The 12,621-nt window shown below is 43.8% G+C and carries 12 protein-coding genes and 4 tRNA genes; 12 read left to right on the forward strand and 4 right to left on the reverse strand.

Annotated elements, in window-relative coordinates:
- Position 1 precedes the first annotated feature (1 nt).
- The 4 genes from DWW81_RS04255 to DWW81_RS04270 all read right to left on the reverse strand — a co-directional run bounded on the left by DWW81_RS04255 (position 2) and on the right by DWW81_RS04270 (position 3,949).
- Entirely contained in the window at positions 2 to 1,417 is a 1,416-nt protein-coding gene (locus DWW81_RS04255) for an MBOAT family protein (protein ID WP_117863391.1), read from the reverse strand.
- 13 nt (positions 1,418 to 1,430) lie between these two features.
- Positions 1,431 to 1,946, reverse strand: coding sequence for a DUF4358 domain-containing protein (locus DWW81_RS04260; RefSeq protein WP_117896816.1), 516 nt, complete (start codon positions 1,944 to 1,946; stop codon positions 1,431 to 1,433).
- Positions 1,947 to 1,963: 17 nt separating this feature from the next.
- Complete coding sequence (locus DWW81_RS04265) at positions 1,964 to 2,827, reverse strand: GDSL-type esterase/lipase family protein (RefSeq protein ID WP_117896817.1); 864 nt, start codon at positions 2,825 to 2,827, stop codon at positions 1,964 to 1,966.
- A gap of 213 nt (positions 2,828 to 3,040) precedes the next feature.
- Positions 3,041 to 3,949 (reverse strand): nucleotidyltransferase, encoded by a 909-nt coding sequence (locus DWW81_RS04270; RefSeq protein ID WP_117896818.1) that lies wholly within the window; start codon positions 3,947 to 3,949, stop codon positions 3,041 to 3,043.
- 249 nt (positions 3,950 to 4,198) lie between these two features.
- On the opposite strand from DWW81_RS04270, the gene DWW81_RS04275 reads away from it, so the two are divergent.
- The 12 genes from DWW81_RS04275 (at position 4,199) to DWW81_RS04335 (ending at position 12,529) form a co-directional block, all read left to right on the forward strand.
- The gene (locus DWW81_RS04275) at positions 4,199 to 4,963 is read left to right on the forward strand and encodes an SDR family oxidoreductase (protein ID WP_117896819.1); all 765 of its coding nucleotides are present in this window, start codon (positions 4,199 to 4,201) and stop codon (positions 4,961 to 4,963) included.
- Between the two features lie 195 nt (positions 4,964 to 5,158).
- Entirely contained in the window at positions 5,159 to 6,094 is a 936-nt protein-coding gene (locus DWW81_RS04280; protein WP_117896820.1) for an NPXTG-anchored protein, read from the forward strand.
- Between the two features lie 176 nt (positions 6,095 to 6,270).
- Positions 6,271 to 6,825, forward strand: coding sequence for a 16S rRNA (guanine(966)-N(2))-methyltransferase RsmD (gene rsmD / locus DWW81_RS04285; protein WP_038670722.1), 555 nt, complete (start codon positions 6,271 to 6,273; stop codon positions 6,823 to 6,825).
- Entirely contained in the window at positions 6,825 to 7,328 is a 504-nt protein-coding gene (gene coaD / locus DWW81_RS04290; RefSeq protein WP_022288083.1) for a pantetheine-phosphate adenylyltransferase, read from the forward strand. Before rsmD ends, coaD begins: the two co-directional genes overlap by 1 nt.
- 16 nt (positions 7,329 to 7,344) lie before the next feature.
- A complete protein-coding gene (locus DWW81_RS04295) occupies positions 7,345 to 7,836 on the forward strand; it encodes a hypothetical protein (protein WP_022288084.1) in 492 nt (163 codons plus the stop codon).
- A gap of 197 nt (positions 7,837 to 8,033) precedes the next feature.
- Complete coding sequence (locus tag DWW81_RS04300; RefSeq protein WP_117896821.1) at positions 8,034 to 9,386, forward strand: hemolysin family protein; 1,353 nt, start codon at positions 8,034 to 8,036, stop codon at positions 9,384 to 9,386.
- A 48-nt stretch (positions 9,387 to 9,434) separates the two neighbouring features.
- Entirely contained in the window at positions 9,435 to 10,688 is a 1,254-nt protein-coding gene (locus DWW81_RS04305; RefSeq protein ID WP_117896822.1) for a transglutaminase domain-containing protein, read from the forward strand.
- 127 nt (positions 10,689 to 10,815) lie between these two features.
- Positions 10,816 to 11,838 carry a hypothetical protein gene (locus DWW81_RS04310; protein ID WP_117896823.1) on the forward strand — a complete coding sequence of 341 codons (1,023 nt, stop codon included), beginning with the start codon at positions 10,816 to 10,818 and terminating at the stop codon, positions 11,836 to 11,838.
- 275 nt (positions 11,839 to 12,113) lie between these two features.
- Positions 12,114 to 12,189: transfer RNA gene (locus DWW81_RS04320), tRNA-Val, on the forward strand.
- A 101-nt stretch (positions 12,190 to 12,290) separates the two neighbouring features.
- Positions 12,291 to 12,367: transfer RNA gene (locus DWW81_RS04325), tRNA-Asp, on the forward strand.
- A 7-nt stretch (positions 12,368 to 12,374) separates the two neighbouring features.
- Positions 12,375 to 12,450: transfer RNA gene (locus tag DWW81_RS04330), tRNA-Phe, on the forward strand.
- A 3-nt stretch (positions 12,451 to 12,453) separates the two neighbouring features.
- A tRNA-Gly gene (locus DWW81_RS04335) sits at positions 12,454 to 12,529 on the forward strand.
- Positions 12,530 to 12,621 lie beyond the last annotated feature (92 nt).

Raw genomic sequence — 12,621 nt, forward strand, 5'->3', positions numbered from 1 at the left:
TTTAAAATCTGAAATACAGGAACGGATTGAATGAATTACCTGCAAGGTAGGCGGTGGAAACTGCCAAAAGTGTTAATGCGCACAGCGGTTGGAGTATACAGCCGCATATCTCAGGACACTTGATCTGAAGCTTAAGGCAGAGCTTTTTTGGAAGCTGTGTTGAAGCTATCACAAGTATCACTATTGTTACTGCATACTGTGCGAGCCAGAACACTGTTTGGTGATTTATGAGAGGAAGTCCCCCTGCGCCGAACATATTTTTGAAGTTCTGTGTGAGCTTGCCGAAATCTTCATAGGAGAATATTCCCCAGCCTATGACTATAAAAAGAAGTGCATAGATATGCTGGAAAAATGCAGGTATCTTTTTCAGGGCTTTGCCCAAGAAAAGCTTTTCACATAGGAGTATAACACCGAAGTACACGCCCCATAGCATAAAGTTCCAGTTTGCGCCGTGCCAGAAGCCTGTGAGAAACCATACTATCATGATGTTAAGGCACTGTCTTGCTTTGCCCTTGCGGTTACCGCCAAGTGGGATATAGACATAATCTCTGAACCAGCTTGAAAGGGACATATGCCAGCGTCTCCAGAAGTCTGTGATAGAGGTGGAGATGTAAGGGTAGTTGAAGTTCTCGAGAAAGTCGAAGCCGAACATTTTGCCAAGACCTATCGCCATATCGGAATAGCCTGAGAAGTCAAAGTATATTTGGAAGGTATAGGCTATTATGCCTAGCCAGCTTGCGGCAACGCTCAGTTCGGATTGTGCCGAGTTTGAGATAGTGTCGAAAAGCTCGCCGATAGTATTTGCGAGAATGACTTTTTTGCCAAGACCTATGGAAAATCTCCACACACCCTGTGCGAAATGCTCTATGCTCTCGTTACGCTTTTTGAGCTGTTCCGCAACGTCGATGTATCTTACGATAGGACCTGCGATAAGCTGTGGGAAAAGGGCAACATAGGTGGCAAGGTCAAGGAAGTTCTTCTGACTTCTTACTTCGCCCTTATAAACGTCGATAACGTAGGAAAGGGTCTGGAAGCTGTAGAATGAGATACCGATAGGGAGGGCAAGACCCAAGGTCTTTATCTGCGTGCCGAAAATGCTGTTTGCCGCACCGATGAAAAAGTCGGTATATTTAAAAAACAGAAGAAGCCCGATGTTCCACACCACCGCTCCTATCATTGCGATGAGCGGAGTGTATTTTTTTGCGTTTTTACGCTGTTTGTCTGCCAATAGTCCTGTTATATATGCAACGATAGTGGAAGCTATCATGAGGACGATATAAACAGGTTCGCCCCATGCGTAAAACACAAGGCTGAAAATAAACAGCACCAGATTGCGTGTTATGCGTGGGACGATATAATACGTTATCAGTACAATAGGCAGGAAAGCGAACAGAAATGTTGTACTTGAAAAAAGCATATATTTATTACTCCTAGCCTATTATCTCTTTTGCTTTATCGTTGTCGTTTGAAAGACAGAGGTAAACATAATTGCCGTTGGTTACAAGAACAGGGTCATTAAGCTTTGTCATTTCCTCCGGAACATAGTTTTCAAAAACCTTTTTCTGACTTTCAACTCTTGCTGTAAGTGTATCTGCGATAGCCTTTGCACTGTCTGCGTCCTTGGCTTCAAAGCAGTCTATCTCCTCGGCTGTTCCTCCTGATGAGCTTACATAGACCTTAGCCTTTGTATAGCTGTCTGCTGATATGCCGATTATCTTTTCTATCTTTGCTTCGTCAAGCTCTGCAAGCTCGTCCTTGAACTCTATGCCGTTCTTGAGCTTGTCCGCAACGGCTGTTACGTCAACGCTTTCGTTTGTCTGAGCGGCTGCCGCTGAATTTGCGGAGCCTGCTGTGCTGCTGTCAGAGTCTGAACCGCAGCCTGTAAGTGCTGCTGTGCCCATGCACATAACTGCCATAAGAGTGCAGAGTATCTTCTTTGTTTTCATAATTTTTCTTTCCTTTCTTATGTGTTGTCGATTATATAGTTGAGCCACTTGTCACAGTATTCGCTCATAAGGTGTATTCCGTCTGAGGAGGCTTCCTCCGGAAGAGTGCCGTCTGCGCCTGCTACAGCGGAGGTACAGTCAAGATAATTTATACCTGTCTGCTGTGCCACCTCTGAGATAGCCTGATTGAATGTGGCTACATTTGTGTTATTTATGGCGTCGCCCTGTAAGCTTCTTGAAGCTGTTACAGGGAGGATAGATTCAGCATAGATAACAGCGTCAGGCTGTATCTCCTGAATTTTTGTGATAAGCTGTGTATAATAATCCTTGAAGGTGTCGATATAAGGCCAGCCAAGTTCGTTAGTGCCGAGGTTTATATACACTCTGCCATATTGTCTTTCTCCAAGAGCGTCGATAACAGTTCCTGCATTGCCGTTTGAGAGGGTGATGTTCTGTTCTGTCATAACGGTGTCGATGTGCATTCCCACAGAGCAAAGGAATGTTGCTTTTGGTTTATCGCAGTTGTTTTGCAGACCAACTGTTCGTGAGTCGCCTATGAAAACTGCGTCGGAAAGGTCGTCGGCGTCATCATGGTCAACTGAGCTGTCAGTAAGGCTTTCGTCAATGCCGCTCTCATCGACTGTGCTTTCTGCCAGAGAAGAGTTGTCTGCCTTGCTCTCGGAGCTTTCGTTCTCTGTCACAGAGCTTGAAGCTGACATCTTCTTTGCTTCCACAGCCCTGCTGTTGCCGCTTCCTGCATGGAAGCCCCATATTGCCGCAAATGCTATGCACACAAGACAACTCAATGACACTATGCTTTGCTGTGCTGTGGCTCTTTTTTTTCTTATATTTTTCAAATTGCTACCGTGTTGGCTCTCCATTATACTACCTCTTATATTATCTCTCCTGACCTGCAAAAATGCAGATCCGTTTCAAAGATTATCATAACACATTTTACAGCCTTTTTCAAGTGCTTTTTAGTCGAATTAAGGATTTTCTTCACTTTTTACAAACAGACGCAAAAAAGTCGGGAGAATTTGTTCTGCCCGACTTATTGTTGACAAATTATTCTGTTTTATTTGTTTGAAAAAGTTTTATTTCCAAAGCTTTTCAGGATAAACGCCAGCCTCTATAAGCTTTGCGATATCGGCTTTAACGGTTGGCTTATCCTCTTTATATGTAACGCCGAACCACTTATCGTGAGTTTCCAGAAGCTTGCAGTCTGCAACACCTGTTTTTATCATTGTATCGATACCCGCAGGGAGGAGAAACTCCGCTGTCAGGCTGTCTTTATTTTCTTTCATAAAGTCTGTGAACATACCATTGAGCTTATCTATAAAGCCGTCAGGGCAAGCCCACATATTCATTGACACATAGCAATTCTCGTCAAGCTCGGCTGTTTCTTCCTTGCCTGAATAGACCTTGCCGTCATTCTCACGGCGGATATTGTAGGTTTCAACAACGTCTGTGAGCATGCTGTCTTTCACTTCGCAGACGCCTCTGTTCACTGCACCGAAGTCGCTTAGAGTGTTTTTCAGTATGAAGCCTGCCATGCCGAGATTAAGCTTTTCGCGATTTGCACTTTCGCTGCAGAGAAAATCGTGGAACTTTACAAAAGCTTCTTTGCCGTAAAAATCATCAGCGTTTATTACTGCGAAAGGCTCATTTATAACGCCTTTGCAGCAGCAGACGGCATGGCCGTGACCCCACGGCTTAACACGTCCCTCAGGTACAGAATAGCCCTCCGGAAGACAGTCAAGCTCCTGATAAACGTAATCTATCTTGACGTATTTTGAGATACGGTCGCCTATCATTTTATCAAAGGCATCACGGATATCCTTTCTTATAATGAATACGACCTTGTCAAAGCCTGCCTCAACGGCGTCATAGATAGAATAATCCATTATTATCTCGCCGTTTGGGCCGAAAGGTTCAAGCTGTTTTATGCCGCCTTTGAAGCGACTTCCAAGACCTGCGGCAAGTATGCAAAGGGTACAACTCATAATTTTTATCTCCTTGTTCTTTGTTCTTTGATTTCTCAGTTTAATTTTATTCTATTTCTTAAAATTATATTAACATTATGCCATACTTTAAAGTAAATGTCAAGAGATTTTGACATTTTTATTCAGTTTTTTGCAATGCTTTTCTGCGTATTTTACAACTTTCTTACACTTGACAGGGTGATACTAATGTGATATACTGATATGACAAAAATCAAATAATATCCCTGAAAAGGGCGGAGGATGATATAAATGGCTAAGACGGCTTTGGTAACAGGCGCAAGCTCGGGAATTGGCAGAGAGATAGCGAGAGATCTGTCTGCAAGGGGCTTTCGTGTGATACTCAGCGCAAGACGTGAGGAAAGGCTCAGAGATCTTGCGGAGGAGCTTGGTGACAATACAAGGGTGATAGTTTGCGATGTTTCCGACAGGGAAGAATGTCTGCGGCTTTATGAGGAAACAAAGAACGAGAAAATATCGGTGCTTGTTAACTGTGCAGGCTTTGGAGCAGTGGGCAGCTTTGATGAGCTTCCTCTGGACACTGAGCTTAAAATGATAGACACCAACATTACAGCGGTGCATATGCTCACAAAGCTGTTTTTGAAAGACTTTGTTGCCGCTGACAGGGGTTATATAATGAATATAGCTTCCTCGGCAGGTCTTATGTACGGCGGTCCTATGATGGCAACATACTATGCTTCAAAGGCTTATGTTGTGAGCCTTACCAGCGCAATATATGAGGAGTTGAGGGCGAGAAACAGCAGGGTACACGTTTGTGCGGTATGCCCGGGTCCTGTGGATACGGAGTTCAATGACGTTGCAAACTGCAAGTTCGGCGTAAGCTCCATAACACCACAGTTTTGTGCAAAAAAGGCTCTTGAGGGAATGTTCGGCAGAAAACTCATCATTATCCCTGAGAAGTCTATAAAGGCACTTTATGCAGGGTCTAAATTTGCTCCTAGAGGTATCGTGCTGAAAGTGACTGGAAAGGTGCAGAAGAAAAAGCTTGATAAATGACGGTTTAGTATTTTTACATAAGATAAAAAAGTTTTGTAAAGTGCGGAAATTGGGCTATACTTCTAAAAATCAATAGTACAAATTGTTGTGATTGCATAAGAAAACGTTATCATATTTGGTAAATCGGCCGATTGAATTTTTTCGGAAAATAAAGTACAATGTAAGTAAAGTTATTTAAGAAAGGAAGTTTTAGAAATGAAACTTACAAAGATTTTCGCAGGCATGGCTGCAGCAGCTATAGCTACAACAGCTATGGCAGTAACAGCTTTCGCTGCTGATTCAACAGCTTACAACTATCTGTACATTGCTACAGATATCCCATGTGAGTACAACGATAACGATGAGGCTCTTGTAAATGGTCAGGTCGTTACTTGTAAGGATCTTAAGGTAAAGATCGGTTCACAGGAGTTTAACGTAAGTGCTGCTCCTGGCAAGACTGATTCAGACAAGCTCTGCTTCCAGATCATCAACAAGTGGAACAGCAAGTTCACATCAGAGATCACTGACTACACTGTAGCAGGCGCTGGTGAGTACATCACTATTGACTTCACAATTGAAGGTCTTGGTGACACAACAGGCAATGCTGGTGTATCTTTCCAAGCTGACGGCACTTGGGATTTCAGAAATCCAGATGACAAAGAAAAGGATAAGGTTGCACAGCCAGCTTACTTCCCTAACAAGTGCGTAGGTATCGCAGGTGGCGCAGGTGGATTCGACACAAACGTTGACTGTCAGGATACTGCTATCAACGGCGACGGCTCTTACACAATTTCTATCGCTCAGTCAGGTACTGTAAACGCTGAGGCTCAGAAGTTCGATGACGGCTCAACAAACGAGGGCTGGATATGGGCTGCTAACGCTGTTCCTGTTGCTCCTGCTACTTCTGGCACAGATTCAAACAGCAAAAAGGATGATTCCAAGACAGATTCTAAGTCTGACAGCAAGACTGATTCAAAGTCTAACAGCACAGCCGCAACAACTTCTTCAAAGACTGGTACAACAGGCACAACAACTGCTACATCTTCAAATGCAGCTTCTGACAAAACAGCAGCTACAGGCGCAACAGCAGGTATCGCTCTTGCAGGTATCGCTCTCGCAGGTGCAGCTATCGTAGTTTCTAAGAGAAAGTAATCTTAACTGAGGACTTGTTTCTTAGGGTACGTAATTAAAATAACTAAAGGGACTTCCACTGTGAAGTCCCTTTTTGTGTGTGGTATAAAAAATAAAAAAATATCGGCGAATAGTCTAGACAAATGGTAATTAATATAGTATAATGATTGTATACTTTTATTTTGGAGTTATTTTTTATGAGAGTTATTACAGGTTCATGCAGAGGAAAAAAGCTTAAAACTTTGGAGTCATTGGATACAAGACCAACTACAGATATGGTAAAAGAGGCTGTTTTTTCCATTATTCAGTTTGATGTACCAGCAAGTTCGGTGCTTGACCTTTTTGCAGGCAGCGGTCAAATGGGTATAGAGGCTCTCAGCCGTGGGGCTAGTCACTGCGTTTTCGTGGACAGCAATCCTGAGGCTGTGGCTATCGTCAAGGATAATGTGGATTCATGCGGTTTCAATAAGGAATCCCGTGTGCTTTGCATGGATAGTCTGGAATATCTTAAAGTTGCCAAAGCCGGGCTTGATATAGTTTTTATCGACCCGCCTTACAGAATGGGCATAGTTGAAAAGGCCTTGGAGCTTGTGGAGAGCAAGCTCAATGATGGTGCTATCATTGTGTGCGAGCATGAAAAGGAGCTTGAGCTTGGAGAAAGCTACGGCAGACTTAAGCTTCATAAGAGATATAAATACGGTAAGACCGCTTTGACGGTCTATAAGATACCAATGAAAGAAGTGGACTATTGATGCGTATCGCTGTTTGCCCGGGAAGCTTTGACCCTGTTACGCTGGGTCATCTGGATATAATCGACAGAGCTTCAAAGCTTTTCGATAAGGTGATAGTACTGGTGTCCTTTAATGCTAATAAATCAAGGGCTGCTTTCACACCTACAGAAAGAATGGAAATGATAATTGAAGTCACGAAGCACCTTGATAATGTGGTGGTGGATTGTTATAACGGTCTGCTGGCGGATTATCTGCAAAAAACAGGAGCTAATGCTATCGTAAAGGGCCTTAGGGCTGTGTCTGACTTTGAGTATGAGTTTCAGATGGCTCTTGCAAATAAAAAGCTTTACAATGACGCTGAAACGGTGTTTCTCACCACTACGGGAGAGAATATGTTCCTTTCGTCAAGCGTTGTAAAGGAGATCGCGAGCTTCGGCGGAGATATCACAGGCTTTGTGCCGAAACAGATACAGAGCAAGATCACTGACAGGCTCTATAAGCCTGCCAATAATATAGATCAGTAATGAAAGGGTGTTTAAAATGACGGTAGAGGAAATACTTGAACTTATGGACGAACTGCTTGACAAGTCTTCAAGCGTACCGTTTTCTCAGAAAAAAATGATCGATGTTGAGCAGATGCGTGAATACATCGACAGCATAAGACTTAACCTTCCTGGTGAGATAAAGCGTGCAAAGGATATGACAAGAGATAAGAAAAATATCCTTACTGAGGCCAACAAGGAAGCCGAGGAGATCGTAAAGAAGGCTAAGGACGAGGCTAAGAAGCTTGTGGCTCAGGAGGAGATCATCAAGCAGGCGGCTGACTATGCAAAGCAGATAGCTGCAGAGGCTAACAAGCAGGCGGCTGATATCGTTGAGCAGGCTAAGGCTAAGGACAAGGCTATCCGTGAGGCACTTTCTGAAAATCTGAACAAGTCGCTTTCTGAGGCGGCTGAGGTGCTTACAAAGAGCCTTAAGGACGTAAACACTACTAGGGACGCAGTTTCCAAGATAGGTGCGGCAGAGAAATAATATTGTTTGATGTAAGCAGATGGGCTTTGCGGCTTGTCTGCTTTTTTCATAACTAAAATTGCCCATATGAAATTCAGGCAGAATGTGAAAAATTGTGACAATATCTATTGACAAAGAAGCATATGTTGCCTATAATAAATAGTATATGATTAAAAGGCGAGCTTTTTCGCCTATGTGAAAGGGACGGTATTTTTTTTATGGACGATGTCGGGCGACTGTGGACGGGAATAGGTGTTTGTGCGGCGGTAATATTGCTTATGGCTTTTCTTACCTTGTGCGAAAATGCGGCTGTGGAGTTCAATGACGCTAAGCTAAAGAAAATGGCTGAGGAGGACAAAGACCCGAAAGCTATAAAACTTGCGGCTTTGCTGAAAAGAACGGGCAGGGTAGTTGCAACAAACCTCATTGCACGTTCTATTATGATAATCGTAGTTTCGGTGGTGGGAGTCATATTCTTCTACGAGCCGATTTCTGACGGGCTTTATACGCTTTTTAACTATCAGGCACCGTATTATGTTAGCGGCATATGTTCATTTGTTATAATAAGCTGTTTGCTTGCCCTTGTTATATGCACTTTTGGCATAGGCATACCGAAAAAGCTTTGCATTTCAGGCAAGGTGGGCGAGAAGTTCATTTTAAACAACTGCGGCGTATACAAAGTGTTTCTTGCGGTATTCAGCCCATTGGCTGCTGTGAGCGGAGCGGTTTCGGCAGGAATTTTAAGGCTGTTCGGCATTAAGTCCACAAACAAGGCAGACTCTGTCACTGAGCAAGAGATACTCATGATGGTGGACGCTGTAAACGAAACGGGCGGCATCGAGGAAAGTCAGGCGGAAATGATAAGCAACATTTTTGATTTTGACGATATCGAAGTTCGTGAAGTTATGACACACCGCACAGAAATGGTTGCCATAGAAGAAAATGCCACGCTTTCGGAGGCTGTGAAGCTTGTTATAGGCGAGGGCTTTTCGAGAATACCTGTTTACTGCGACAATGCCGACAACATAAGTGGTGTTATATTCGCAAAGGACTTGCTCAGGCTGGTGTTAGAAGAGGATAAGAAAGAACGTCCTGTAAAGGAGTTCATGAGAGATATAACCTTTGTGCCTGAAAGCAACAAGTGTGGTGAGCTTTTCAAAGAGTTCACTGAAGATAAGACACAGATAGCAGTTGTGGTGGACGATTACGGCGGAACAGCCGGTATCATTACTATGGAGGATCTGCTTGAAACTATCGTGGGTAGTATTCAGGACGAATATGATGATGAAACAGAGGAGATACAGAAGGTATCTTCTGACTGCTATGATATGGTAGGCACAGCAGCGTTTGACGACGTTATGGAGGCTCTTGGCAAGGAGTATCACGGCGAGGTGGATTATGACACTATAGGCGGATTCGTTATGGACCTGCTGGGTCATGTGCCAGAGGATAACGAAAAGGTGACGGTGCATTGGGAAAACGTGGAGTTCAAGGTGCTGTCGATACATGAAAAGAAAATAGAACGGCTCAGGGCTGTGATAAAAAGAGATAATGAAGAGGTCACGGACTAAGGGCTGAAAGATACAGACAGAATTTTGTGTAAAAATCGAGGACAAAAATTGAAAAAAAAGAAAATGGTCGCCGCACTCACAGCGGCAGTGCTTATCTGCACATCGGGGTGCAGTTTAGGCGGAACGGGAGAGAAAAATAAAAACCGTTCAAAAAATACTTTTGTGAACACTCATGCGTATGTTGAAGCCAGTTCGGAAAGACATACTGAAACAGGGCTTGACAGCAGAAACGAGAGTTTTACGGCACTTGAGATACCTGACACGGCAGAGTATATCGCCGATTTTCTTTGTACTGACGAAAAACGTGTGTTTTCACAGCTTTACAAAGGGCTGAGCGGATTTGAAAGCTCTGTGGAGCTGGCTGAGGGAGTTATAAGCAAGGACGATATCGGCGCATTTATCTCCATGCTTACCTCGGCGTGTCCTTATATCGATTATATAGGTTCACAGTATACTATCTGCATTGACGGAGATGGATATGTGACATCTGTGGAGGTCACATATGACAAGACCGCTGAGGAAGCGCAGGCTGAGAAAGAAAAGCTGGATAAAAAGGTCGGGGAGATACTTGCAGGCATTGAGCAGGGCTGGTCGGATTATGACAAGGTGCTGTATTTCCATGACAGCATAATTCTTGAGTGTAACTATGACGATACAGCGAAAAATTGCTATTCTGCATATGGCTGTCTTGTAGAGGGCAAGGCTGTGTGCGAGGGGTATGCAAAGGCTATGCAGATACTTTGTACCAAGGCGGGTATAAAGTGTATACCTGTGGCAGGCAAAGCCTATGACGGCGGAGCTGTTCAGCCACATTTATGGAACAAGGTCATGATAGACGGTGAATGGACGAACGTTGACCTCACTTGGGACGATCCTGTGACAGATGCAGGGGAGGGCTATATCCGCTATGACTATTTTGGCATCACTGACGCTGAGTGTGCAAAAGACCATACAGCGGATGATAACAAGTTTTTGAACTATCCTGAGGCATTTTCCACGGGGGCAAATTATTACAGAAGAAACGGTCTGTATGCTCAAAGCGGTGATGATGTCGTTCAGATGATGTGCCGTTCTGTGGCGGAAGCAATGGCTGACAGTGGATATGCAAGGCTAAAATGTGCTGACAGTGAAATGTATGACAAGGCTGTGGATACTCTCTTTGATGAGAATAGCGGTGTTATCTTTGACGTGCTGAGGCGTGCGTACAGTCAGGCTGGGGGAGATTGGTCTACCTCGAAATATGCAGTCATAAAAAATGATGAACTGTATACTATCACAATAATACTTTACAAAAATGAATAATTTTCTCAAAAGCAAAAAATATGCTCAAATGTGTTGAAATTTGCGGCGCTTTGTGATATAATGAATGTATTAATGCGATAAAATATGATATTTTGGATATATCTCGGAAAGGAATGTTATTTTTAGTATGAGCAGTGCTACTAAGCAGAAGTCATCAGCAGGCAAGAACGTGCTGATATTCTTTATTGTTTTTATTATTCTGGAAATGCTTATCGTTGTGGGAGTGGGACGTGTTTTCAAAAACAAGAACGTTACACCGAGCATTGCAGGCTACAGCCTGTACATAATGAACGGTGACGGTATGGGTGACAGAGTTCCTGACGGCGCACTTGTTATCACATCGAACATGACCCCTAGTACAGACAAGATAGGCGAGGCAGTTGTGTGCGAGAACGTGCCTGATATTGGAACAAGCGTGTTCTGGCTTTATGACATCACTTCAACTGACGATAACAACGGCGTTGTTTACACTGTTTATCAGGAAAAAGACCCTGCAAAGCTTTATGAGATAAGCTCAAAGAACGTTGTGGGCGTAGCTTCTACATATTACATGACAGCAGGCAAGGTGCTTACGTTTATGTCGTCAACATTCGGCATGATAGTGTGCGCTGTTGTTCCTATATTCCTGCTCGTTGTTATCGAGCTTATAATTGCTATCGCTACTCATTCTTCAGATGATGAGGAAGAGGACGATGACGAGGAAGAACCTGCAGAGAGCGTTACTCTTGACGATTTCCTGTTCGGTGGCGAGAACGAGGGCGAGCAGATCGCAAAACATCGCAAGCACGTTGACGACGAGATAGCTTCTCACCACAAGGCTGAGCCTGAGGGTGAAGAGAAGGCTGAAACGGAGGAAGTTATCGAGGAAGTGGAAGAGGTCAAGGAAACTATATTTGAAAGACCTGCGGAAAAGGAAGAGCGTGCTGAGATAGACCGTTCTTACTACGAGAGAGCTTCACAGCTTCTTGACGAGGCGGCTTCAACTGAGGATACTGTAGCCCCTGAGCCTGAGAAAAAACCTGTGCCAAAGGCAAAACCTGCGGCAAAGCCTGCACAGCAGACAAAGACAGCGTCAGCTTCCTTGGAGGAACTTATGAAGCTTATGGAGCAGGAGCAGGAAAAGCTCAAAAAACAGCTTGATAAAAAATAATTCTTGAAAAAAAATTTATCCGTCGGGCGTGTGGTTCGGCGGATTTTTTTTGGGGGAAAGCCTGATGAAAAAAGCCCATTTCAAGGCAAAAAGTGCGGCTTTGATGTTGCAAATGCACATAAGTTTTTAAAAATATCGAACTGGCATTGTAAAATGATACAAAACATAAAAAATATCAAAAAAGGTGTTGACAAACAGGGCGGGATAGTGTATAATAGATACTGTTGTGAGGGACACAACAAAACAAAGTCCTGAAAACAACAAACCAGCTAAAAGGGAGCATAGCTCAGCTGGGAGAGCATCTGCCTTACAAGCAGAGGGTCACAGGTTCGAGCCCTGTTGTTCCCACCAATTATTTCGTGACAGGTAAAGAGATTTGCCTGTCAACGATAATAATTATTCTTCATTCTCGGAGAGCTGAACTCGAAAAGTTTGAAGTTATTTTTTTCAATGGCCGGGTAGTTCAGCTGGTTAGAACGCTAGCCTGTCACGCTAGAGGTCGTGGGTTCGAGCCCCATTCCGGTCGCCATTGTTTTGCTTCTGTAGCTCAGTCGGTAGAGCAGAGGACTGAAAATCCTCGTGTCGATGGTTCGATTCCGTCCGGAAGCACCAAATGCGGATTTAGCTCATCTGGTAGAGCGCCACCTTGCCAAGGTGGAGGTAGCGAGTTCGAGCCTCGTAATCCGCTCCAAAAAAGTCCTTACGATGAGTAAGGACTTCATATTTTTTGCGGGTTTATTTCAATTACCAGAATACTTTTCTTCCTGAAAGGAGATGGAGGTG

Source organism: Ruminococcus sp. AF17-1AC, from assembly GCF_003461385.1.
Classification (GTDB): domain Bacteria; phylum Bacillota; class Clostridia; order Oscillospirales; family Ruminococcaceae; genus Hominimerdicola; species Hominimerdicola aceti.